At 40.4% G+C, this 23,870-nt stretch carries 23 protein-coding genes; all 23 read left to right on the top strand.

The window, feature by feature from the left end; translation table 11 throughout:
• Positions 1-289 precede the first annotated feature (289 nt).
• A complete protein-coding gene (locus G613_RS0116025) occupies positions 290-1,150 on the top strand; it encodes an AraC family transcriptional regulator (RefSeq protein WP_029233583.1) in 861 nt (286 codons plus the stop codon).
• An 82-nt stretch (positions 1,151-1,232) separates the two neighbouring features.
• A complete protein-coding gene (locus tag G613_RS0116030) occupies positions 1,233-2,918 on the top strand; it encodes an ArnT family glycosyltransferase (RefSeq protein WP_029233584.1) in 1,686 nt (561 codons plus the stop codon).
• A gap of 163 nt (positions 2,919-3,081) precedes the next feature.
• Entirely contained in the window at positions 3,082-3,264 is a 183-nt protein-coding gene (rpmF, locus tag G613_RS0116035; protein WP_013280968.1) for a 50S ribosomal protein L32, read from the top strand.
• A gap of 125 nt (positions 3,265-3,389) precedes the next feature.
• Positions 3,390-4,394 carry a phosphate acyltransferase PlsX gene (gene plsX, locus G613_RS0116040; RefSeq protein ID WP_029233585.1) on the top strand — a complete coding sequence of 335 codons (1,005 nt, stop codon included), beginning with the start codon at positions 3,390-3,392 and terminating at the stop codon, positions 4,392-4,394.
• A gap of 58 nt (positions 4,395-4,452) precedes the next feature.
• On the top strand, positions 4,453-4,689 hold the full coding sequence (gene acpP, locus G613_RS0116045) for an acyl carrier protein (RefSeq protein WP_029233586.1): 237 nt from the start codon (positions 4,453-4,455) through the stop codon (positions 4,687-4,689).
• An 80-nt stretch (positions 4,690-4,769) separates the two neighbouring features.
• On the top strand, positions 4,770-5,459 hold the full coding sequence (rnc, locus tag G613_RS0116050; RefSeq protein WP_029233587.1) for a ribonuclease III: 690 nt from the start codon (positions 4,770-4,772) through the stop codon (positions 5,457-5,459).
• 6 nt (positions 5,460-5,465) lie between these two features.
• On the top strand, positions 5,466-9,023 hold the full coding sequence (gene smc / locus G613_RS0116055; RefSeq protein WP_029233588.1) for a chromosome segregation protein SMC: 3,558 nt from the start codon (positions 5,466-5,468) through the stop codon (positions 9,021-9,023).
• Positions 9,023-9,937 (top strand): signal recognition particle-docking protein FtsY, encoded by a 915-nt coding sequence (gene ftsY / locus G613_RS0116060; protein ID WP_029233589.1) that lies wholly within the window; start codon positions 9,023-9,025, stop codon positions 9,935-9,937. Before smc ends, ftsY begins: the two co-directional genes overlap by 1 nt.
• 33 nt (positions 9,938-9,970) lie before the next feature.
• Complete coding sequence (ilvA, locus tag G613_RS0116065) at positions 9,971-11,197, top strand: threonine ammonia-lyase (RefSeq protein WP_029675029.1); 1,227 nt, start codon at positions 9,971-9,973, stop codon at positions 11,195-11,197.
• Between the two features lie 2 nt (positions 11,198-11,199).
• Positions 11,200-12,081 (top strand): YitT family protein, encoded by an 882-nt coding sequence (locus G613_RS0116070; RefSeq protein WP_029675030.1) that lies wholly within the window; start codon positions 11,200-11,202, stop codon positions 12,079-12,081.
• Between the two features lie 2 nt (positions 12,082-12,083).
• Entirely contained in the window at positions 12,084-13,172 is a 1,089-nt protein-coding gene (locus tag G613_RS18895; protein WP_029233592.1) for a glycoside hydrolase family 25 protein, read from the top strand.
• 10 nt (positions 13,173-13,182) lie between these two features.
• A complete protein-coding gene (locus G613_RS0116080; protein WP_029233593.1) occupies positions 13,183-14,076 on the top strand; it encodes an AraC family transcriptional regulator in 894 nt (297 codons plus the stop codon).
• A gap of 118 nt (positions 14,077-14,194) precedes the next feature.
• Complete coding sequence (gene ylxM / locus G613_RS0116085; RefSeq protein WP_029233594.1) at positions 14,195-14,542, top strand: YlxM family DNA-binding protein; 348 nt, start codon at positions 14,195-14,197, stop codon at positions 14,540-14,542.
• A gap of 3 nt (positions 14,543-14,545) precedes the next feature.
• The gene (gene ffh / locus G613_RS0116090; protein WP_029233595.1) at positions 14,546-15,925 is read left to right on the top strand and encodes a signal recognition particle protein; all 1,380 of its coding nucleotides are present in this window, start codon (positions 14,546-14,548) and stop codon (positions 15,923-15,925) included.
• Positions 15,926-16,008: 83 nt separating this feature from the next.
• Positions 16,009-16,251, top strand: coding sequence for a 30S ribosomal protein S16 (gene rpsP / locus G613_RS0116095; RefSeq protein ID WP_029233596.1), 243 nt, complete (start codon positions 16,009-16,011; stop codon positions 16,249-16,251).
• 45 nt (positions 16,252-16,296) lie between these two features.
• Complete coding sequence (locus tag G613_RS0116100; protein WP_029233597.1) at positions 16,297-16,524, top strand: KH domain-containing protein; 228 nt, start codon at positions 16,297-16,299, stop codon at positions 16,522-16,524.
• Positions 16,525-16,611: 87 nt separating this feature from the next.
• Positions 16,612-17,439, top strand: coding sequence for a tRNA (guanosine(37)-N1)-methyltransferase TrmD (gene trmD, locus G613_RS0116105; protein WP_029233598.1), 828 nt, complete (start codon positions 16,612-16,614; stop codon positions 17,437-17,439).
• The gene (gene rimM, locus G613_RS0116110) at positions 17,440-17,952 is read left to right on the top strand and encodes a ribosome maturation factor RimM (protein ID WP_029233599.1); all 513 of its coding nucleotides are present in this window, start codon (positions 17,440-17,442) and stop codon (positions 17,950-17,952) included.
• Between the two features lie 103 nt (positions 17,953-18,055).
• A complete protein-coding gene (udp, locus tag G613_RS0116115; RefSeq protein WP_029233600.1) occupies positions 18,056-18,832 on the top strand; it encodes a uridine phosphorylase in 777 nt (258 codons plus the stop codon).
• 48 nt (positions 18,833-18,880) lie between these two features.
• Entirely contained in the window at positions 18,881-20,089 is a 1,209-nt protein-coding gene (locus G613_RS0116120; protein WP_029233601.1) for a BMP family lipoprotein, read from the top strand.
• 154 nt (positions 20,090-20,243) lie between these two features.
• A complete protein-coding gene (locus G613_RS0116125) occupies positions 20,244-21,785 on the top strand; it encodes an ABC transporter ATP-binding protein (RefSeq protein WP_029233602.1) in 1,542 nt (513 codons plus the stop codon).
• A complete protein-coding gene (locus G613_RS0116130) occupies positions 21,785-22,927 on the top strand; it encodes an ABC transporter permease (RefSeq protein ID WP_029233603.1) in 1,143 nt (380 codons plus the stop codon). The genes G613_RS0116125 and G613_RS0116130 overlap by 1 nt, the downstream gene beginning before the upstream one ends.
• On the top strand, positions 22,924-23,868 hold the full coding sequence (locus tag G613_RS0116135) for an ABC transporter permease (RefSeq protein ID WP_029233604.1): 945 nt from the start codon (positions 22,924-22,926) through the stop codon (positions 23,866-23,868). The genes G613_RS0116130 and G613_RS0116135 overlap by 4 nt, the downstream gene beginning before the upstream one ends.
• Positions 23,869-23,870: the final 2 nt, after the last annotated feature.

The following is a 23,870-nucleotide window of genomic DNA, read 5'->3' on the forward strand; positions in this document are numbered from 1 at the left end:
CGGAATTCCTATAAGATAAAAAACGCTCCGCGAGGATGCGCACTCGCGCGATAGGAATATGTTGCATAAATGCAACCGCGCTCGGCGCGAGAATGCCGCAAGCGGCATTCTTTCTTGTATCTTGTGTTAATTTTGTATCAAGATTTTCTATATATGTTGCGCGTTAAATAAAAATATTGAAAATTATGAAGTGATAAGGTATCATATCTATATTGTATGCCTGTCATAATTGGGGCCTATGACAGGCATTCGGGTTATTTAAGGCAATATAATTGGAAGGGGTATAGGTATGAAAGAACTTAATTCCTGTAAGGAAGCAATGGCGCAGAGTATTGAGAACAAATACTTTGCGGTAGCTCATCTTTATAAGGATGAGAAAGCTATGGAAATGCACATTCATGACTGCTATGAAGTGTATTTTTCTATTTCCGGCGGCAAGCAGTTTCTTATTGATAATAAGGTCTATGATATCGAGCCGGGAGATCTTTTTCTGATCAATCAATATGATTCCCATTATCTGACACAGATTGACAAGGAACTTCATGAGAGAATCGTTATCATGATAGATCCTGAGTATATGCGCAGTATCTCAAGTTCTGAGACTAATCTTGATGCATGCTTTCAGGACAGAGGAGATAAATTCTCACATAAAGTCCGTCTTTCTCAGGAACAGCAGGGAAGGTTTCTTTATTTCATCAACAAGATCATAACAAGTAACGGATATGGACACGATCTTTTGGAAAGAGCTACCTTTACTGAGCTCTTTGTTATGATCAATCAGATTATTAGTGACAAGAAGGATAACAAGGCAGCTGAGAAGACCACTACCTACAATGAGCAAGTGGATGCTATTCTTTCTTATCTTAATAATAATATTCAGTATCCAATCAGTATTGGCGACCTTGCCAAGCATTTTTATATCAGCGAGTCCTATATTTGCAGAATATTCAAAGCTGCCACCGGAACCACAATCAACAAGTATATGACTGCAAGACGTATTTCCATTGCCAAATCTCTTTTGGCAGAGGGCACAGGCGTTAGCGAAGTTTGCGACAAATGCGGATTTAGTGATTACAGTAATTTCCTTAAGGCATTTACTAAGTCAGTGGGAATTTCACCCAAGAAGTATTCTCAGTACTGCAATAAATAAACCGGGACGGGGTTAATGGTTCAATTTCGCCCGGAATGTGATATAATCTCTATGATTTAAGACTTAGTTGGGGACAGTTCTAATGCGCATTATTGACTACTTTAATTACTTGGCAACAGCTATGTATTTTCTTGTGATCGTAGCTGCTATTATCAAGAAAAAGAAGAATACAAAAGCGTTTGTCTCAGGCAAAATGACAAACGCTTTGTTTTTGCTCATATTGTTAGTTGCTGCAGGTTTAAGACTTTACAAGCTTGGCAGCATTCCGTACGGACTTCAGCAGGATGAGGCTTCTATTGGATATGAGGCTTATATTCTTGCCAATTTCGGCATAGACAGAAATGGTTATCCATGGCCTGTATATCCCATAACCTGGGGCTGCGGTGGCGGAAGTCCACTACTTATTTATCTTAACGTATTGTCCATAAAGCTCTTTGGCACCGGAATTGTCAAACTTCGTTTAATTCCAGCAGTTTGCGGCGTTCTGACGGTGGCTTTATTTTACTTTACCCTGAAACTGGCTTTAGAAAATAATAAATTTCAAAATGAGCTTTCACTTCTGGGAGCAGGACTTTTGGCAATCTGTCCCTGGCATATAATTTTGTCCAGGTGGAGCCTTGACTGTAATATTATGCCTTTTAACCTGATGCTTGCAGTTTATCTATTTGTACTTGCAGTCATGAAAAAGAGTACCTGCCTATATGTAATAAGCTCCATAGCCTTTGCGGTATGCATGTACAGTTATGGTTCTGCGACGATTGTTGTTCCACTTTTTCTTGTATTTATCAGCATATACTGCCTGGCTAAAAAGCTCATAAGACCTGGACTGCTTGTAAAATGTATTATTGCCTTTGTAATTGTTTTTGCGCCTCTTATGTGGTTTTACGGGGTTAACTATCTGGGATTACCTGAAGTTTTTGCATCCTCTTTTACCATCAATAGGTTTACATCCGCAAGAACAGGAGAAGCTCTTTTATCCTTATCCGACATTCCGGCCAAATTGCCTGAAAACCTGGCTTCTTTATTTTTGTCGGTATCTGTAGGAGACAAGAATGCTACTATTGCTCATTTCTATCCGGGATATGCTATTCTTTATAAATTTACGTTTCCTATAACATTTCTCGGACTTTTCCTTGGAATCAAGGATATGAGAAAAGAGCTGTCTGACGCAGTATTTGTTTTATTATTACTGGCTAATATCATTTTGTGTATAGTGATCGTACCGGATACTAACAGAATGGTTATGGTGTATGTCGCCTTTATTTATTTCTTTGTGAAGGGAGCAGACTTTGTTATAGAGAAATCAGGCAAGCTTTTTGTGATTGTTATTATGTTCCTTCTTATGGGAGCATTGTCTTTTGCCAAGGATTATTTCGGGGACTACAACTTTTATGCCACTAGTATCTTTATGCCGGGATATGGAGATGCTGCAAAAAGAGCTTACGAAATAGCAGGGGATGATAATATGGTTTATTCTACCTATGACGGATTGTCATCGCCATTTATGCTTGCGCTTTATTATACAGAATATGATCCGCATAAATACATTGATACTGTTAATTACAGAAATGAGAAGGATGAGTTCAGAGTAGCAGAAAGCTTCGGAAATTTTGATTTCAGATTACCTGAGAATATTAAAGATTCTTCTTATAATAATGATGTTTTTGTATTATCCAGTAATGATCTTTCTATGATTGAAGGCGATAGCTCTTATACGATTGAAGATTTTGAGGGATATCATGTGGTTTATAAATCAGGTGTTTACTGATAGTAAGTGTAGATAATTATATAGGACAATATAATATTAAAAATGTGTTGACAAATCCGTATCCTACGGATATAATTACCAAGTATGCTAATGAATAAACGTAAACAATTGCCTAGAACACAGGCAGTTTCTTATACGGTTACTGTAAGGAGGTGTTACTGAAATGTCAATCTGCCCAAAGAATAAGTCATCAAAAGGCCATAGAGATCAGAGAAGAGCTAACTGGAAAATGACAGCTCCAACTCTTGTAAAGTGCAGTCATTGTGGAGCTCTTATGCAGCCTCATCAGGTTTGCAAGAAGTGTGGCTACTACAATAAGAAGAACATTGTTGAAACTGAGGCTTGATAAGTTTTAGTACAACTTCACAGTTCGAATTTTAGAGGCTTTCCGAATACTTCGGAAAGCCTTGATTTTTGTATATCACTCTAGTATATTTAAATAAGTTCGAATTTTGATACGGGGGTCTGTATATGGCAGAGCTTGTAAGAGTTGCAGTTGATGCAATGGGAGGTGACAACGCACCATATGTTACTGTTAAGGGTGCTGTTGACGCAATAAAAGAGTCAGATAGTCTGAAGGTTTTTCTTGTCGGCAAGGAAGATGCTGTAAATGCTGAGCTTTCCAAGTATGATTATGACAAGGCTAGAATAGAGGTTGTCAATGCCACAGAAGTGATAGAAATGGCTGAACCACCTGTAATGGCAATCAGAACCAAGAAGGATTCATCTATTGTTAAGGCAATGTACATGGTCAACCACGGAGAAGCCGATGCCTATGTTTCAGCAGGCAGTACAGGCGCAACCCTTGTTGGAGGCCAGGTAATCGTAGGAAGACTTAAGGGTGTGGACAGAGCTCCACTTGCTCCACTTATTCCTACTGAGAAGGGAAGCTCTCTTTTAATAGATTGCGGAGCAAATGTTGATGCCAGATCTAATCATCTTGTTCAGTTTGCCAAGATGGGAACTGTATACATGGAAAATGTAATGGGAATCAAGAATCCCACAGTTGGTATTGTTAACATTGGCGCAGAGGAAGAAAAGGGAAATGCACTTGTTAAGGAAACATTCCCACTTCTCAAGAACTGTCCCGATATCAATTTTATAGGAAGTGTTGAGGCCAGAGATATTCCTGCAGGCGGCGCTGACATTATTGTATGTGAGGCGTTTACAGGTAATGTTATCCTCAAGATGTATGAAGGCGTTGCTAAATCTATGATGCATGTCATCAAAAAAGGTCTCATGAGCAATCTCAAGACCAAGATCGGAGCACTTCTTATCAAAGATGATCTTAAGAAGTCACTTGCTGACTACAGCATGGATCAGTACGGCGGAGCTCCTATGCTTGGACTCAAGGGACTTGTAGTCAAAACTCACGGCAGTGCCAATGATATCGAAGTTAAGAACTCGATTTTACAGTGTGTAACATTCACACAGCAGAAGATAAGTGAAAAGATTAGCGAGAAGATCTCAGAGTGATTTTTAGCTATTCATATATTTAATACTATACTTAAGGCAATAAAAGGAAGGTTTTATTATGGAATTTGAGAAGATGAAAGAAGTTATTGCAAATGTACTCAATGTAGATCCTGAGGAGATCACAATGGATACAACTTTTACAGAGGATCTTGGGGCAGATTCTCTTGATCTTTTCCAGATTATCATGGGACTTGAAGATGAGTTCGACGTACAGATTGATCCAGAGAAGACAGAGAACATCTCCACTGTAGGTGAGGCTGTTGAGCTTCTTAAGACTGCAATTTCTGGTAAATAATTGTAATAAATACAATGAATGGATGAGGCAGTTAGTAACTGCCTCTTTTTTCAATTATATTCATAATAAAGAGGTTAGATATGCTTAACAGTGATGAACTTAATAAATTCCAACAGGTGATTGGATATAATTTCAAGAATACAGACCTTTTGATCCAGGCTCTTACTCATAGCTCTTTTGTTAACGAGCAGAAAATCAACAAGAAGCCTGACTACGAGAGACTTGAGTTCCTCGGAGATGCAATTCTTGAAATGATTTCAAGTGATTTCCTATACAAGAAATATCCTGATAAAAAAGAGGGTGAAATGTCCAAGATAAGGGCTTCTCTTGTATGCGAACCTGCACTTGCTTTTTGCGCAGAACAGCTTGAACTTAAGAAATATATACAGCTTGGCAAGGGCGAAGAGGCTACAGGTGGAAGAAACAAGGAATCAATCATTGCGGATGTAATGGAGGCTGTTATCGGAGCTCTTTATTTGGACGGCGGAATTGACCAGTCCAAGCGCTTTATAGACACTTATGTTCTTACAAATGCTGATAGCATGGCTATGTTCAGCGATAGCAAATCTCTTTTGCAGGAATTAGTTCAGGCTGGGGGACTTGGCCAGATTAAATATGAAATTTGTGGCGAAAGTGGTCCTGAACATGATAAAATATTTGATGTCTGCGTTTTTGTGGGCGATAAGAATATGGGAGAGGGGACAGGAAAAACCAAGAAAGCTGCTGAACAGAAAGCTGCTTACCAGGCGCTTCTTGTATTGAAAAAATAAGTAATAATGTATTTAAAAAGTATTGAGATCCATGGCTTTAAGTCTTTTGCCAATAAAATAAAATTTGATTTCCACAATGGTATCACAGGTATCGTAGGACCTAATGGTTCAGGTAAGAGTAATGTTGCCGACGCTGTAAGATGGGTTCTCGGTGAACAGCGTATCAAACAGCTTCGTGGCGGTTCCATGCAGGATGTTATTTTCTCAGGAACTGAGCTGCGTAAGCCTTTAGGATATGCCTATGTTGCCATTACGCTTGATAATTCAGATCATTCACTGGCTATTGATTATGACGAAGTTACCGTATCCAGAAGATTATATCGTTCCGGAGAAAGTGAGTACATGATCAATGGCTCTTCTTGTCGTCTTAAGGACGTCAATGAACTCTTTATGGATACCGGTATCGGTAAAGAGGGATATTCTATCATTGGACAGGGTCAGATTGATCAGATCCTTTCCAGTAAGCCGGAGGACAGACGAAATCTTTTCGACGAAGCTGCCGGTATCGTTAAGTTCAAATCCCGTAAGGAAACTGCAATCAAGAAACTTGAAGAGGAGAAGATAAATCTTACTCGTCTCAGTGATATTTTGTCCGAATTGGAGAAACAGATCGGACCTTTGGAGAAGCAGTCTGAGGTTGCCAAGGAGTACCTCAAGTACAGAGAGAGACTTAAAACTCTCGATGTAAACATGTTCCTTGTAGAGAACAATAATCAGAAGAATCAGTTAGAAGATGCTGAGAAGAATCTTGAGATTGCAAGAAACTCTTTAGAAGAAGCTAAGAGTAATTACGAGAAGACAAAAGAAGAATATGAGAACATCCAGAAGAAACTTGAAATTCTGGATGCTGAGATAGATGAAGCAAGAGCCAAGATTACTGACTCTTCAGTTAAAAAAGAAAAATTAGAGGGCCAGATTGGTATTCTCAATGAGAAGATCAAGGCGGCCTCTGCTAATGATGCTCATTTCAAGCAGAGAATGAAGGATGAGCAGGCTAAGATTGATGAGAAGAACGCTGAGAAAGACAAATATCTTGCGGATAAGGCAGAGGTAGACAAGGTAGTAGAAGAGCTTTCTGTTAAGAGAAATGAGGCAAGAAAAGAGCTTGATAGTGTTATTACCAAGATTGCAAACATCAATGATGAAATAGAAGAATGCAAAAATACAATTATTGAGACTCTTGGAACAAGGGCTACCATCAAGTCTAAGCTTAGTTCCCTCGATACAATGAAGGAACAGGTTAACATCAGAAAGGCAGAACTTACCAGCAAGCTTGTTCGTGCCCAGTCTGATGAGTCGAGACAGGAAGAAATTATCAAGAAACTCAGAGATGAGTTTGATTCAATAACTGCCACTATTTCCGAAATGAACAAGAAGCAGAAGGAGACAGAGCAGGAAGTAGTTCGTATTCGTGAGGGCATGAGCCTTAAGGATACTGAACTTCGCAAAACTCAGGAGAAGTATCAGCAGGAAAAATCCAGACTTGAAGCTCTTGCCAACCTTACAGAACGCTATGAAGGCTATGGCGGAAGCGTCAAGAAGGTAATGGAGAGGAAGGACGACACCAAGGGAATTATCGGTGTAGTTGCCGACATTATCAAGACTGAGCCTAAATATGAGACAGCTATAGAGGTTGCTCTTGGCGGTAACATTCAGAACATCGTAACTGATGATGAAGAGACTGCCAAGAAGATGATCAAATACCTTAAGGACACCAAGGCTGGCCGTGCTACATTTTTGCCACTTACTTCCCTTGATAATCCACCTGAGCTTAAGGCAAAAGAAGCTTTGGAAGAGCCTGGAGTTCTTGGTATGGCTGATGAGCTTGTTAATACAGATCCCAAGTACAGATCAGTTGCCAAGGCAATGCTTGGAAGAATTGTGGCTGTTGATAATATCGATAATGCTGTTAAGATTGCCAGAAAATTCAATTATACAGTCAGAATGGTAACCCTTGAGGGTGAACTTCTTGTTCCGGGCGGTGCTATCAGTGGTGGTGCATTCAAGAATAACAGCAATCTTCTTGGTAGACGCCGTGAGATGGAGGAACTTGAGGCTAACGTCAAGAAATATAAAGACAGAATAGATGAGCTCAAGAAGGAAATCGAAGAGGACAAAGAAAAGCGTAATGAGCTTCGCGCACTTGCTGAACAGCTTCGAACAGAACTTCAGGGCAAATTTATTGAACAGAACACTGCAAGACTTAATGTAGAGAACGAAGAAAAACGTCAGGAAGAGCAGAAGGGCAATTACTCTGACCTTAAGGTGGAGAATGACGAAATCGAGGCTAAGCTCAAGGAAATCGCCGAAGATAAAGAAAAGGCCAAGGTTTCTTTGACAGAATCCGAGGAACTCGAAAAGCAGTGTACAGAGAAAGTTGAAAAGTTCCAGAGAGAATTGGAAGGTCTTCATGAAATCGAAGAAGAAGAGAATGAGAAGGCTTCCAAGTGGGATATTGAATACGAGAAGATTGCTCAGAAACAGGAATTTGCTCAGCTTAACATCGATCGAATCAATGATGAGATTGAAAACGAGCAGAAATCCATCGATGAGATCAGTGAGAATCTAAATAGTAATGCTCTTTCTCTTGAACAGAACAAGAAAGATATTGAGGAAATCAGACTTACTATCGAAGCTTCCACTAATGTACATGATGAGACCAGCAAGGAACTGGAAGAAAAGAAAAAGCAAAAGTCTGAACTTACAGATACTCAGAAGGAATTCTTTGGAAAGACAGAAGAGCTCAATACTCAGATGTCCAGTCTTGATAAAGAGGTTACAAGACTGTCCTCAAAGAGAGAAAAGTGCAAGGAAGCTATTGAGTCCCAGATTAACTACATGTGGGATGAATATGAAATAACACTTTCTGACGCAGCACAGATGCGCGATGAGGAAATGACTGATGTTCCTGCAATGAGAAAAGAAACATCTGCTCTTAAGGATTCTATCAGAAAACTAGGTGATGTTAACGTTAACGCTATTGAGGATTACAAGAATCTTATGGAGAGATATACCTTCATGAAGACTCAGCATGATGACCTTATAGCAGCAGAGGAACAGCTTAAGGGCATTATCAAGGACCTTGATGAATCAATGCGCAAACAGTTCATTGAACAGTTCCATAGAATCAATACTGAGTTTGACAAGGTATTTAAGGAAATGTTTGGCGGCGGTAAGGGAACCCTTGAACTCAACGAGGAAGAGGATGTTCTTGAAGCCGGAATCAGAATCAATGCGCAGCCACCGGGAAAGAAGCTTGTTAACATGATGCAGATGTCCGGTGGAGAGAAGGCTCTTACTGCAATAGCTCTTTTGTTTGCTATTCAGAACCTTAAGCCATCACCATTCTGTCTGCTTGATGAGATTGAGGCGGCTCTCGATGAGAACAACGTTGTACGTTTTGCTAAGTATCTTCACAAATTATCAAGCACACAGTTCATTGTAATTACACATCGTCGTGGTACAATGGAAAGTGCTGACAGACTTTACGGTATTACAATGCAGGAAAAGGGCGTATCTACGTTGGTTAGCGTTAACCTTATTGACAAGGAGCTTACGGATTAATGGCAAATGGATTTTTTTCAAAACTGCAGCAGGGTCTTTCTAAGACCAGGGATAATATAGCTAAGGGCATTGATAATGTCTTTAGTGGATATTCCAATATAGATGATGATTTCTATGAGGAACTGGAGGAAACTCTGATCATGGGCGACATAGGAATAAATGCCACCAGCAAGATCATGGATGAGCTCAGAGCCCAGGTTAAGGAAAGACACATCAAGGATCCTGCTCAGTGCAAGGAACTTTTGATAGAAGACATTAGAAATCAGATGCATACAGATGAAAATGCGTATGATTTTGAAGATAAGAAATCTGTAATTTTTGTCATTGGTGTCAATGGTGTTGGTAAGACAACATCTGTTGGTAAGCTTGCTTCTATATACAGAAAGAAGGGCAAAAAAGTAATCATTGCCGCAGCAGATACCTATAGAGCTGCAGCAACAGAGCAGCTTCAGTCTTGGGCTGACAGAGCCGGTGCTCCTCTTATTTCAGGAAGAGAAGGCGGTGATCCTGCCAGTGTTATCTATGATGCTGTAGGTGCTTTTAAGGCAAGAGACCTGGATATACTTATTGTTGATACTGCGGGAAGACTCCATAATAAAAAGAACCTTATGGAAGAACTTGCAAAGATGAATAGAATAATAGATAAGGAACTTCCGGGAGTATGCAGAGAAAACTTCATTGTTCTTGATGGAACTACAGGGCAGAATGCTCTTAATCAGGCAAGGGAATTTGGGGAAGCTGCAGCTCTTACCGGAATTGTTCTTACCAAGCTTGACGGAACAGCTAAGGGAGGAATTGCTGTTGCTATAGTATCTGAGCTTAATATCCCGGTTAAGTATATCGGAGTCGGTGAGGGACTTGATGATTTAGAGAGATTTAATTCGGATGAGTTTGTTGACGCACTCTTCGAGTGATAATTAATGCTTTGTTGTGGAGGAGTTAGAAAAATGGCTGATGAACAGAAGATGACCCTCGATAAGTTTGAAGAAGCTTACGAGGATGTCAAGAAAGTTACCCTTGAAACCAAACTGATTTACAGTGATTATTGGAGTAATACCACAGGAAATAAGGTATACCTTAAACCTGAAAATCTCCAGAGAACCGGAGCTTACAAGGTAAGAGGTGCCTATTACAAGATTACAACCCTTTCTGATGAAGAACGCAGTAAGGGGCTTATTACAGCTTCTGCCGGTAACCACGCCCAGGGCGTTGCTTATGCTGCAAAATGTTATGGTGTAAAGGCTACGATCGTTATGCCTACATCAACTCCACTTATTAAAGTAAACAGAACCAAGGCTCTGGGAGCTGAGGTTGTGCTTTACGGAAATGTTTATGATGAAGCCTATGAGAAGGCTGTAGAGCTTTCTAAGGAATATGGCTATACAATGGTTCATCCTTTTGATGATCTGGATGTAGCAACCGGACAGGGTACGATTGCTATGGAGATTATCAAGGAGCTTCCAACCGTTGACTATATCCTTGTACCAATTGGTGGCGGCGGTCTGGCAACAGGTGTTTCTACTCTTGCCAAACTTCTCAATCCTAAGGTGAAGGTTATCGGTGTTGAGCCTGCAGGCGCTAACTGCATGCAGGAATCTATTAAGGCCGGCCATGTAGTTGCACTTCCATCTGTTAATACAATTGCTGATGGTACTGCAGTTAAAAAGCCCGGCGAGAAAATCTTCCCATACCTTAAAGAGAATATCGATGATATAATAACTGTGCCCGATGAAGACCTTGTTGTAGCCTTTCTTGACATGGTAGAGAACCACAAAATGGTTGTTGAGAATTCAGGCCTTTTATCTGTTGCAGCTCTTAAGCAGCTTGATGTGAAGGACAAGAAGATTGCCTGTGTTCTTTCAGGCGGTAACATGGACATTATCACTATGTCTTCTGTAGTTCAGCAGGGACTTATCATGAGAGACAGAATCTTTACTGTATCTGTTCTTCTTCCTGATAAGCCCGGTGAATTATCACGAGTTGCCGGTGTTATTGCGGATGTTAGCGGTAATGTAATCAAGCTTGAGCATAACCAGTTTGTTTCAATTAATAGAAATGCAGCCGTGGAGCTTCGTATAACACTTGAAGCTTTCGGAAGCGAACACAAAGAGCAGATTTTGGATGCTCTTAATAAAGAAGGCTATAAGCCAAGGATTGTAAGGACTAATATTTAAGTATGAGCAGCGTTCAGAAAACAAGTATTAAAAAGAGAGTAATGGAGTATTTGGTCATCACTTTTGCAGCATCTCTTTACGGATTTGCAACAGCTCTTTTGATTGATCCAAATAACATAGCTCCCGGTGGCATTACAGGTCTTGCCATCGTACTTAACAGAATTATTCCTATCGGAACAGGTATGTGGTTTCTTATCATGAATGTACCTATTCTGATTGTGGCAATCTGGAAGTTTGGTATTAGATTTACTATTTCAACAATTTACGCCACTTCAGTTATTTCAGTTACTACAGATTTTTTCAGCACCTATTTGTCGGCATTTTTTATCAAGGACATTATTCTTGGCGTGACAATCGGTAGTTCACTTTCTGCCATTGCCATGGGGCTTGTCTTCAAATCTCATGCTACAAGTGGTGGAACAGATGTTATAATTAAACTGTTAAGACTTAAATACCCCCACATCAAGACAGGAATGCTGTACATCCTTACAGATGTAGTGGTACTGATAATTGCAGGCATAGTATTTAAAGATATAACGGCGGCTCTTTATTCATTCCTTTCAGTAATGGTTACATCATCGGTTCTTGATCTCGTGCTATACGGAAGAGATGGAGCTAAGCTGATTTATATCATTTCCGACCATCCGGATATTATTACAGCAAGACTTCTTGATGAACTTGATATAGGCGCAACACATGTATTTGCTCAGGGCGCTTACAGCGGTGAAAAGAAAAAGGTTATCATGTGCGCTATCAAGAAGAGACTGTCACCAATGGCAGAGGATATTGTCAGAGAAGAGGATCCTAATGCATTTATGATAGTCACCAGTGCAAGTGAGATATTTGGAGAAGGTTATAAAAGTTATTTCGACGAGAGAATGTGAGCATGAATAATACTTCCCAGGATACCAGAGAACGAATCGGCGTTAGAAATTCGCATAATATAATTTCAATAATATTCTTAAGTTTAGTAGCGCTGCTGGCACTATCATTTAGTGTCATGCTGCTTATTAAGAATGCCTCCTTGAAAAGAGAAGAGGAGGCCGTTAGGAGTGAGCTTGAAGCTCTTAATGAGGAAGGCTATTATACGATAACCGAGGCTGACAAGCTTATCGAAAATGCCAGGGAAGAGACAAGGGTTGAGACCACCAACTCTATTAAAGCGAAGATTCAGGAAAAGCTTGAGGCCGGAGAAGGTACTACTAGTACTATAAGATCTCTTTTCCCTGATCAGATGGTTGTCGCAAGTTCCGGAAGATACTACTTCTTCCCAATTCTCGATTCAATTGCTCATCATGGCTTTACGGAAGAAGATTTCGAAGTCGGCGACGATGGTTTCCTTACATATGTTGGCACAGATACAAGCATAAATGTCAAAAAAGGTGTTGATGTATCAAGGTTCCAGGGAAAAATTGACTGGGAGAAGGTAGCGGGCGCCGGTATTGATTTTGCATTTATAAGAGTAGGCCTTAGAGGAACAACAGAAGGAAAAATCCTTGTAGACGACTATTTTGAAGATAATATTAAGGAAGCCACTGAGAACAGTATCGATGTGGGCGTGTACTTCTATTCACAGGCGGTTAATGAAGAGGAAGCACTGGAGGAAGTTCAGCTTGTTCTTGATATGATCGAACCTTACAAGATCAAATATCCTGTAGTTATAGATATAGAGTCAGCTGATTCGGATTCAGCCAGAACTGTCAACCTTACTTCAGACCAGTACGAAGTTGTGGCGCACACTTTCTGCGACACTGTAAAGAGTGCAGGATATACTCCTATGATCTATGGAAATGTTAAGTCATTTACACTTCTTATGGATGCGCAGGATGTGGATGATTATGATATTTGGATTGCTTACTATGGCACACCGCTTTATTATCCATATCATTTTGATGTATGGCAGTTTACATCATCCGGGACTGTTGACGGTATAGACGGAAATGTTGATCTTGATATCTGTATAACTGATTATTAAAGAGAGCTATATGATTAAAGACTTTGATGAGAAACTTCCTTTTTCTGCATATGAACAGAAAGGATACCTCGAGCAGGATTTCAGATTCTTTCATATAAAAGATCATACAAATATTGATATTCCATACCATTATCATGATTTCCACAAGATTATTCTGATTTTGGGTGGCCAAGTTAAATACCTGATCGAAGGACGAGAGTATGAGCTCTTGCCCTTCGATTTTGTGCTTGTAAACAGATACCTTATTCACAAGCCTATCATTGGCAATCAGGCCCTGACTGAGGAAAATAGCAATAAGTCCGGTCAGGATAACTATGACAGGATCATTCTTTATTTGAGTGATGATTTTCTCAGGGAATATGGCCTTTTGGATGCTTTTGACAAGGCTAAAGAGATTGGAAGCTACGTTGTTCGGTTCCCCGGAGATGTTAGTACAAGTATCTATGAGCAGTTTACAAGGATTGAAGAGGATATATCCAAAGAAAAAGACGAATACGCAGGCCCGCTTCTTACAAGGATAGATGTTCTTAAGTCACTTATCAGTTTTAATAAAGCCTGTATAAAAGAGGACTTTGGCTTTAAACCTGAAGCAAGATACAACCGAAAGGTTATTGAGATAATCAGCTATATAACAGAGCATTTATCCGGAGATCTTTCCATAGATTATCTGGCTGATCACTTCTATATGAGTAAATACCATATGATGAGAGTGTTCAAGAACGAGACCGGATACTCGATACACCAGTATATTTCCGAAAAGAGAATTCTTTTGGCAAGAAATCAGATCATGTCAGGAATGCCGGCGACAACAGCCTGCCTTGAATGCGGATTCAAGGATTACTCATCTTTTAGCAGAGCCTTTAAAAATCAGCTTGGAATCCTGCCTTCTGATATCAAGAATTAAATGGATTTTTGTTTCATTCAGGAAAAACGATATGAAATAAGTGTCAAGAAAAAATACTTGACACTTATTTCTTTTTTGTTTATTATATCATTTGTGTTTAAAGGTAAAGAGGATACATATGAAGAAAATCGTAGAGCAAGGCTTGTTGTATGATTTCTATGGCGAGCTTCTAACTGAACATCAGAAGGAGATATATGAGGCCGCTGTTTACAATGATATGTCTCTTACCGAGATTGCTGATGAAAACGGTATCAGCAAGCAAGGTGTACATGACCTGATCAAGAGGTGTACCAATACTCTTCAAGGGTATGAGGACAGGCTTCATATGATCAGACGCTTTGAGGCCATTAAGGCTCAGGCAGAAATTTTAGATCGAATCACAGAGGATGAGGGAAATGCCATAAGCGATGAGCTTAGGGGCAAACTTAAATCCATTTCAGGCAAACTAATCGAGGAGCTTACTTAATAGATGGCTTTTGAAAGTCTTACCGATAAATTACAAAATGTATTCAAGAACCTTCGAAGCAAAGGAAAACTTACTGAAGAAGATGTTAAGCTTGCTTTAAAAGAAGTTAAGATGGCACTTCTTGAGGCGGATGTCAGCTTTAAGGTTGTTAAGCAGTTTATTTCCGCAGTCCAGGAGAGAGCAGTTGGAGAGGATGTTCTTAATGGTCTTAATCCCGGACAGATGGTTATCAAGATTGTTAATGAAGAAATGGTATCTCTCATGGGCTCTGAGACAACAGAGATTGCACTTTTGCCCATAAACGAAGTTACAGTTCTTATGATGTGCGGTCTTCAGGGTGCAGGTAAAACTACCACAGCAGCCAAGATAGCAGGCAAGCTCAAGATGAAGGGCAGAAAGCCACTTCTTGTAGCCTGCGATATATACAGACCTGCCGCTATTGATCAGTTACAGATCAATGCTCAGAAGCAGGAAGTTGATTTCTTTACGCTTGGATCTTCAGCGGATCCTGTTGATATTGCCAAGGCTTCAATTGATGAAGCCAAGAAGAACGGCAACAATGTTGTAATTATAGATACAGCCGGTCGTCTGCAGATTGATGACATTATGATGCAGGAGCTGGTTGATATAAAGAATGCAGTAAGCGTTCACCAGACACTTCTTGTTGTTGACGCTATGACAGGTCAGGATGCTGTAAATGTTGCAACTCAGTTCAATGAGAAGGTTGGAGTTGATGGAATTATCCTTTCCAAGATGGATGGTGATTCCAGAGGCGGTGCAGCTCTTTCAACCAAGGCTGTTACCGGAAAGCCTATTCTTTATGTAGGTATGGGCGAGAAGCTTTCTGATCTGGAGCAGTTCTATCCGGACAGAATGGCAAGCCGTATCCTTGGAATGGGCGATGTACTCAGTCTTATCGACAAAGCTGTTGAAGCCAATGCCGAGAGAGATGCTGAAAAAGATCGAGAAATGGCCCAGAAGATGAAGAAGGGCAAAATCGACTTTGAGATGTACCTTGAGAGTATGAAGGCTATGCGTAATATGGGTGGCCTTTCATCAATAATGGGAATGCTTCCCGGAATGGGCAAGATAAGCGATGATATGCTTCCCGATGAGAAACAGCTTGCAAGAATTGAGGCAATCGTATTGTCCATGACTCCTGAGGAACGCAAGAATCCCAAACTTATGAGTCCACAGCGTAAATTTAGAATTGCTAAGGGCTCAGGCAATGACATCGCAGATGTTAACAGATTTATCAAACAGTTTGAGCAAATGCAGAAAATGATGAAGCAGATGCCCGGACTTATGGGTGGAAAACGTGGTTTTGGTAAGTTTGGCGGCTTTGGTCGCGGCGGTTTCCCTGGTGGTAAATTCCCGTTTTGATATGTCTATCAGCTTTTAGTAGCTGTTTTATACATATAAGTTAAAAATATCTATCTTAATTTTTTAAATGGAGGAAATTTAAAATGGCAGTAAAAATGAGATTAAAGAGAATTGGTAAGAAGAAGGTTCCTTTCTACAGAATTATCGTTTCTGATTCAAAGGCTCCTGTACAGGGTAAGTTCATCGATGAGGTCGGAACATATGATCCTAACACAGATCCTAGCACAGTAAAGATCAACGAGGAGCTCGCTAAGAAGTGGCTTGCTAACGGTGCACAGCCTACAGAGTCAGTTGCTAAGCTTCTTAAGCAGGCCGGCATCAAATAATTAAGGCTTTTAGTTAAGAATAACAAATATGCCGGGGGTTAATCAATGAAAGAATTAGTCGAAGTTATCGCAAGAGCGCTAGTTGATAATCCGGATGAGGTTGTTGTTTCCGAGAAGACAGACGGGCGTAATATTATGATCGAGCTTCATGTAGCACCATCAGACATGGGCAAGGTTATTGGCAAACAGGGACGTATTGCTAAGGCAATCAGAGCTGTTGTTAAGGCTGCATCAACAAGAGAGAATCTCAAGGTTGATGTGGAGATAGTTTGATTAGACCTTCAATTTGCCACAGTTGAGTCGAATAGGGCTTTTGCTTTATTCGACTCTTGCTTTTAATTATTTATTTGAGAGGAATTTATGAATTTTCATATTATGACTCTTTTCCCTGAGATGATTATGGGAAGCTTATCCAGTAGTATTACAGGAAGAGCAAGCGATAAGGGATATATTTCTTTTAACGCAGTAAACATCAGAGATTTTTCTACAGACAAACATCATAAGGTTGACGATTATACATATGGAGGCGGTGCTGGTATGCTTATGCAGGCACAGCCTATTTATGATTGCTATAAATCTATTGAAAAAGATATCCTTGATAAGGGCGGAAAGGCACCGAGAGTAATTTATGTTACTCCTCAGGGGGCCGTATTTAACCAGAAAATGGCCCAGAAACTTGCTAGGGAAGAAAATCTTGTTTTCCTTTGCGGACATTATGAAGGCGTAGATGAAAGGGTTCTTGAAGAAATAGTTACTGATTACGTATCAATCGGTGATTATGTATTAACCGGCGGTGAGCTACCGGCCATGGTAATGATTGACGCCATATCAAGACTTGTTCCGGGTGTTCTTAACAATGATGAGTCAGCAATGACAGAAAGCTTTAACAATAATCTTCTGGAATATCCGCAGTATTCAAGACCGGAAGAATGGATGGGCAAAAAAGTGCCGCCTGTTCTTTTGTCCGGGGATCACAAAAAGGTTGACGAGTGGAGACTTGAAAAATCCATTGAGAGAACCAAGGAAAGACGTCCGGATCTATATGAAATCTGGCTTTTGGAGAATCCACCCAAACCAGAGAAAAAGAAGCGAAGGAAACGTAGTAAAACGGCGCAGGATATACAAGAGAGTAATGCTGCGGATGAGGTTATAGGAACAGATAATAGCAAAGATATTATGGAGAAATAAATGACAGATAGATTTCAGGTAGGAGTAATTGCTTCAACACACGGACTTCAGGGAGAAGTTAATGTTTTTCCCACAACAGAGGATCCTAACAGATTTAAAAAGCTTAAAAAGGTGACACTTCACACTCAAAGAGGTGAGGAGCTTGAACTTGATGTTCAGAGTGCCAGATTTTTTAAGAAGTTCGTTATTGTTAAATTTAAGCAGTTTAACAATATCAATGAAGTTGAGAAGTTCAGAGGATGTGAACTTACTATAGACAGAAAAGACGCAATTAAGCTTGAACCGGGAGAGTATTATTGTGCCGATATCATGGGACTTGATATTGTGGACGAGGATGGAAATAAGCTGGGCGTAATTTCTGATATAATCCAGACCGGAGCAAATGATGTATATGAGATGACAAGAGAAGGCTCTGATGAAAAGGTATATATTCCTGTCATCAAGGATTGTATTAAAAATATAGACCTTGAAAGTGGCAAAATTACAATTCATGTACTTGATGGATTGTTATAATTTTTATATAATTAGGTGCTGATGACTTTTGAGTCAAAATGCATTATAATATTTTTGGTGTTTTTGAAAAAAGTAAGTTTTATTGTATTGGGGAAATTCTATTATGGTTGATTATACAGAAGGTGCTGGATATCAGTACCATACTCATGTTAAAAAAGGTGATGTAGGAAGATATGTAATCCTTACAGGTGATCCTGGAAGGTGCGAGACTATATCACGTCTCTTTGATAATCCCAGATTTGTTGCTTACAACAGAGAATATAATACATATACAGGAACCATCGACGGCGAGATGGTTACTGTTATGTCACATGGTATTGGCGGCGCGTCAACAGCAATTGCTGTTGAGGAGCTTTATCGTTGCGGCGCTGATACATTTATCAGAATGGGCACATCCGGCGGTATGCAGGATGATGTTATGGGTGGAGATATTGTCATTGCTAACGGTGCTATCCGTGCAGAAGGTACTTCCAAGGAGTACGCTCCTATAGAATATCCTGCTGTTGCTGATTATAACGTGGTTAATGCTCTTGTTGAGGGTGCTAAGGAAGCAGGTGCCAAGTACCACGTTGGAGTAGTACAGTGTAAGGATTCATTCTTTGGTCAGCATGAGCCGGAGACTAAGCCTGTTGGTCCTGAGCTTTTATACAAGTGGGATGCATGGATCAAGTGCGGAGCTCTTTGTTCTGAGATGGAGTCATCTACACTTTTCATCGTTGGTAATTATTTGAGATGCAGAACTGGTGCGGTTATGCTCGTTGTAGCTAATCAGGAAAGAGCTAAAAAAGGACTTTCCAATCCTCAGGTACACGAGATGGATGACGTATACCACACAACAATCGGGGCTATCAAGCGCCTCATAGCTATGGATAAAGCCTGAAAAGGTTTTATTATAAAAAGTCAACTTAATTCAAAATGGAGGGAAATTATGAAAAAGAGACTTTTTGCAGTACTTATGGCTGCCACAATGGTTGCTTCTCTTGTAGCATGTGGATCAACAGAGACACCTGCAACAACTGAGGAGACAACAGCAACAGAGGCTCCTGCTACAACAGAGGCTGCTCCAGCTGATAACGCTGAGGCACCTGCTACAGAAGCAGCTTCAGACATCAAGATTGCTATGATCACAGACTCTGGTGACATCACAGATATGTCATTCAACCAGACAACTTATGAGGCATCTGATGCATTCGCTAAGGCTAATGGCCTTGACTTCCAGTACTACAAGCCAACAGAGGATTCTGATGAGGCTCGTACAGCTGCTTTCAACAACGCTGTAGCTGATGGTTACAATGTAATTGTAGTTCCAGGTTACCTTTTCGCTGGAATGATCGCTTCAGTTGCTGATGCTAACCCAGATGTAACAATCATCGCTCTTGACGTTTCACAGGGTGACTTCGAGGGTGCTGGCATGACAACACTTCCTGCTAACGTATGCTCATTCACATACCAGGAAGAGCTTGCTGGTTACATGGCTGGTTATGCTGTAGTTAAGGAAGGCTACAAGAAGCTTGGTTTCCTTGGCGGTATGGCAGTTCCTGCTGTTGTTCGTTATGGTTACGGTTTCGTTCAGGGTGCTGATGCTGCAGCTACAGAGCTCGGTATCGCTTCTGACGTAGAAGTTAACTATGTATACGGCGGACAGTTCTTCGGTGACGATGCTGTTACAGCTACAATGGAAACATGGTATTCTAACGGAACAGAGATCGTATTCGCTTGCGGCGGCGGTATCTTCACATCAGCTGGTGAGGCTGCTAAGAAGGTTGAAGGTAAGGTTGTTGGTGTAGACGTTGACCAGTCTGGCACAATCGATGGACTTTATGGCGAAGGTGTTTGCGTAACATCTGCTATGAAGGGTCTTGCTGCTACAGTTAACTCAACTCTTACAGATGTAGTTGCTGGTAACTGGGCTGCTCACTCAGGAAAGATCGAGAACCTTGGTATCGTTTCAGGTGATGATCCATCACTTAACTATGTTCAGCTTCCAACAGAGACATGGTCAATGACAAACTTCACAGTTGACGATTACAAGACTCTTGTTAAGTCAATGGCTGATGGCTACGTAACAGTAGATAGCAATATCGATGTTATGCCTACAACAGCAATCAAGGTAACAACATTTGATAACATTCACTAATTTAATATTAGTCATCATGTTGTTCTTCAAAAGGGAAGGAACTTATTCCTTCCCTTTTTTCAACAAGAACATAGTAATTTCTATTACCCTTGGTTGTAGTGGGAATTGTTATGGTTTTGCCATGAAAAAATTTTGTTAGGAAGGTGTTTTTATTATGGATGATTATGTAATTGAGATGTTGCATATCACAAAAGAGTTTCCTGGCATAATTGCAAATGATGATATCACTTTGCAGTTAAAGAAAGGTGAGATTCATGCGCTTCTTGGGGAGAATGGCGCAGGAAAATCGACTCTTATGAGCGTCCTGTTTGGACTTTATACACCAGAGAAGGGTGTTATCAAGAAGGATGGCAAGGAGGTTACTATCAAGAACCCTAATGATGCTACAGATCTTGGTATCGGTATGGTTCATCAGCATTTCATGCTGGTAGATACCTTTTCAGTTCTTGATAATATTATTCTTGGTGCAGAGCCTAGTAAATTTGGCTTTTTGACCAAGAAAGAGGCTAAGAAAAAGGTACTTGCTCTTTCTGATAAGTATAATCTGAAGGTTGATCCTGATGCTCTCATTGAGGATATTACCGTTGGTATGCAGCAGCGTGTTGAGATTCTTAAGATGCTTTACAGAGATAATGACATCCTTATTTTCGATGAGCCTACAGCTGTGCTTACACCACAGGAAATCGATGAGCTTATGAAGATCATGAAGAATCTTGCTGCTGAAGGTAAGTCAATTCTCTTCATTACTCACAAGCTTAATGAGATCATGGAAGTTGCAGATCGTTGTACAATCCTTAGAAGAGGTAAGTATATCGGTACTGTTAACGTCGCAGATACAACCAAGGAAGAACTTTCTTCAATGATGGTAGGCCGTGATGTTAAATTTGCGGTTGATAAGGAAGAAGCTAAGCCTGGTAAAGAAATTCTTAGAGTTGAGAATGTTTGTGTTAAGAGTAAGATTCACCAGAATGACTCTGTTCACAACGTATCTTTCAACGTAAGAGAGGGCGAAATCGTTTGTATTGCCGGTATTGATGGAAATGGACAGACTGAGTTTATCGGTGCTCTTACCGGCCTTGATGATATCTCAAGCGGAACTATCAAGTTCATGGGAGATGATATTACTCATAAGTCAATCAGATACAAGAATACTCACGGAATGAGCCATGTTCCTGAGGATAGACACAAGCACGGTCTTGTTCTTGACTACACTCTTGAAGAGAACATGATTCTTCAGAGATATTTTGAGCCTGAGTTCTCCAAGCATGGCTTTATTAAGAAGAATGAGATGAGAGCATACTCTGATAAACTTACTGAGGAGTTCGATGTAAGAAGCGGTCGCGGTGCTCAGACAATAGTAAGATCTATGTCCGGTGGTAACCAGCAGAAGGCAATCATTGCCAGAGAGATGGACAGAGATCATAAGCTTCTTGTTGCTGTTCAGCCTACAAGAGGTCTTGACGTTGGTGCTATTGAGTACATTCACAAAGAAATCGTTAAACAGCGTGACGAAGGATGCGCTATTTTGCTTGTTTCTCTTGAACTTGACGAGGTTATGAATCTTTCAGACAGAATCCTCGTTATGCACGATGGAGAAATTGCCGGAGAGGTTGATCCTAAGAATACAACTCTCCAGGAACTTGGCCTTTATATGTCAGGAGCCAAGCATGATGAGAGAAAGGAGGTATTTAGGTGATGAAAGATAAAACTAGTTTCTTTAAGAAGCCTGCAGTTCAGACTATCTTAGCATCTATCCTTTGTGCCGTTCTCGGAATCATTTTAGGTTATATTATTCTACTTTGCATGAATCCTGCTCATGCAACAGAAGGTATGGTAGCGATTTTAAGGAATTTCTTTAAGTTTAGTGGTAAGCCTCAGCAACTGTGGTATTACCTTGGATCAACCCTTGTTAAGGCTGTTCCTGTAATCCTTTGCTCAGAAGCTATTCTTTTTGCTTACAAGGCAGGCCTTTTCAATATTGGTGTTGCCGGACAGTATACAATAGGAATTCTTACAAGCCTTTATACATCACTGGCTCTTGGCTGGAATTGGTTTTTCTGCCTTCTTGCAGCAGTTGTTGCCGGAGCACTTTGGGGTGCTATCTGCGGATTCTTCAAGGCTTTTTGTAACGTTAACGAAGTTATTGCCGGTATCATGCTTAACTGGATTTCTCTTTACCTTTGCAATATTATCCTTGGTAATGAGACATGTATGAATACAACCAAGTCCGAGACTTATGATATTGCAGCCAAGAACCCTTCAGGTATTCTTCCCGGATTTATGCAGGGAGTATTCGGAAATAATCAGTACATGACAATTGCTGTTCCTTTAACAGTCCTTGTAGCCATAGTTATTCTTGTTATTCTTAGCAAGACAACTTTTGGTTATGAGCTTAAGGCTACAGGTCATAATAAGGATGCTGCAAAGTATGCCGGAATGAATGCTAAGAGAAATATTATTCTCACTTTAATGATTTCCGGAGCTATTGCCGGACTTGCAGCTTCACTTTACTATCTGACAAGTATTGAGCATTACAAGATTGCTTCATCAGTTCCTGGAATGGGCTTTAATGGTATCGCTGTTGCGTTCCTTGGAGGACTTCATCCTATCGGAGCTATTGTGGCAGGTCTTTTCGTTGAGTACATTACTCTTGGCGGTCAGTACCTCAACACCAACTACTTCAATCCACAGGTTGCTGATCTTATGATTGCTATTATTATTTACCTCTGCGGATTTGTATTATTCTTTAAAACTATTATCAATAAGCCTAAGAAAGTTCAGAAGGTTACTTCTGATGCTGATAAAAAGGATGAGGCTAAGAAGGAGGTGCAGAGATGATTCTACTGATTCAATATACTCTGATCTTCTCAGCAGTACTTATTCTTGTTGCTCTTGGCGGTATGTTCTCAGAGCGAAGCGGTATTATCAACCTGGGACTTGAAGGAATTATGGTATTCGGAGCTATGGCAGGAGCTATGGTTATGGTTCTTTTACCTGAGAGTGCTTCAAAGTTCACTATTGTTGTACTTACACTTCTTGCAGCAGCAGTAGCTGGTATGCTGTCATCACTCTTAATTGGTGTAGCCTGTATTTATTTCAAAGCTGATCAGACACTTATCGGAACAGCCGTTAACATGCTGGCGACAGCTGCAGCTACAGTTATAGTTAAGGCCTTTAACACTAATCGTTCTAATGGATCAGATTTCTCTGCCAAGCTTGACTATGTAAGAGGCCATGATGCTTTCATGTTTAATGTGGGTGCACTTCAGCTTAGCTGGTTTGTTGTTGTAGCAGCAGTGCTTCTTGCGGCAGCAATTATTTTCTTCTATAAGACTAAGTTTGCACTTAGACTGCGTGCCTGCGGTGAGCATCCTCAGGCTGCGGATTCTGTAGGAATCAATGTATATGCCATGAGATATTCAGGAGTTCTTTTATCAGGATTCCTTGCAGGACTTGGCGGTATCATCTATATCGCAGCTGCTAATTCAACCTGGCACTTTGATTATGGTGTTGCCGGAGCTGGATTCCTTGCTCTCGCAGTTATGATCTTTGGCCAGTGGAAACCTGAGAGAATAGCTTGGTCAGCAATACTTTTTGCTGTGTTTAGGTCACTTTCAAACGTATACATGGGAATTGATTTCCTTCATGCACTTAAGATTCCAGGAACTGTTTATAACATGTTCCCTTATATAGTTTCACTTATCGTTCTTGCATTTACATCTCAGAAGTCAAGAGCACCTAAGGCTGAAGGTATTCCATATGATAAGGGGTCAAGATAATT

This window comes from Butyrivibrio sp. VCB2006, from assembly GCF_000420945.1.
Lineage (GTDB): Bacteria > Bacillota > Clostridia > Lachnospirales > Lachnospiraceae > Butyrivibrio.

Bases quoted from the DNA above. Each gene is read 5' to 3' on its own strand.
- G613_RS0116100 (WP_029233597.1), top strand. From the start codon at position 16,297: ATGAAAGAATTAGTCGAAGTTATCGCAAGAGCGCTAGTTGATAATCCG.
- rpsP (WP_029233596.1), top strand. From the start codon at position 16,009: ATGGCAGTAAAAATGAGATTAAAGAGAATTGGTAAGAAGAAGGTTCCT.
- G613_RS18895 (WP_029233592.1), top strand. From the start codon at position 12,084: ATGAATAATACTTCCCAGGATACCAGAGAACGAATCGGCGTTAGAAAT.
- ilvA (WP_029675029.1), top strand. From the start codon at position 9,971: ATGGCTGATGAACAGAAGATGACCCTCGATAAGTTTGAAGAAGCTTAC.
- smc (WP_029233588.1), top strand. From the start codon at position 5,466: ATGTATTTAAAAAGTATTGAGATCCATGGCTTTAAGTCTTTTGCCAAT.
- ffh (WP_029233595.1), top strand. From the start codon at position 14,546: ATGGCTTTTGAAAGTCTTACCGATAAATTACAAAATGTATTCAAGAAC.
- udp (WP_029233600.1), top strand. From the start codon at position 18,056: ATGGTTGATTATACAGAAGGTGCTGGATATCAGTACCATACTCATGTT.
- rnc (WP_029233587.1), top strand. From the start codon at position 4,770: ATGCTTAACAGTGATGAACTTAATAAATTCCAACAGGTGATTGGATAT.
- G613_RS0116025 (WP_029233583.1), top strand. From the start codon at position 290: ATGAAAGAACTTAATTCCTGTAAGGAAGCAATGGCGCAGAGTATTGAG.
- G613_RS0116135 (WP_029233604.1), top strand. From the start codon at position 22,924: ATGATTCTACTGATTCAATATACTCTGATCTTCTCAGCAGTACTTATT.
- rimM (WP_029233599.1), top strand. From the start codon at position 17,440: ATGACAGATAGATTTCAGGTAGGAGTAATTGCTTCAACACACGGACTT.
- G613_RS0116080 (WP_029233593.1), top strand. From the start codon at position 13,183: ATGATTAAAGACTTTGATGAGAAACTTCCTTTTTCTGCATATGAACAG.
- trmD (WP_029233598.1), top strand. From the start codon at position 16,612: ATGAATTTTCATATTATGACTCTTTTCCCTGAGATGATTATGGGAAGC.
- G613_RS0116030 (WP_029233584.1), top strand. From the start codon at position 1,233: ATGCGCATTATTGACTACTTTAATTACTTGGCAACAGCTATGTATTTT.
- G613_RS0116120 (WP_029233601.1), top strand. From the start codon at position 18,881: ATGAAAAAGAGACTTTTTGCAGTACTTATGGCTGCCACAATGGTTGCT.
- ylxM (WP_029233594.1), top strand. From the start codon at position 14,195: ATGAAGAAAATCGTAGAGCAAGGCTTGTTGTATGATTTCTATGGCGAG.
- acpP (WP_029233586.1), top strand. From the start codon at position 4,453: ATGGAATTTGAGAAGATGAAAGAAGTTATTGCAAATGTACTCAATGTA.
- G613_RS0116070 (WP_029675030.1), top strand. From the start codon at position 11,200: ATGAGCAGCGTTCAGAAAACAAGTATTAAAAAGAGAGTAATGGAGTAT.
- G613_RS0116130 (WP_029233603.1), top strand. From the start codon at position 21,785: ATGAAAGATAAAACTAGTTTCTTTAAGAAGCCTGCAGTTCAGACTATC.
- ftsY (WP_029233589.1), top strand. From the start codon at position 9,023: ATGGCAAATGGATTTTTTTCAAAACTGCAGCAGGGTCTTTCTAAGACC.
- rpmF (WP_013280968.1), top strand. From the start codon at position 3,082: ATGTCAATCTGCCCAAAGAATAAGTCATCAAAAGGCCATAGAGATCAG.
- G613_RS0116125 (WP_029233602.1), top strand. From the start codon at position 20,244: ATGGATGATTATGTAATTGAGATGTTGCATATCACAAAAGAGTTTCCT.
- plsX (WP_029233585.1), top strand. From the start codon at position 3,390: ATGGCAGAGCTTGTAAGAGTTGCAGTTGATGCAATGGGAGGTGACAAC.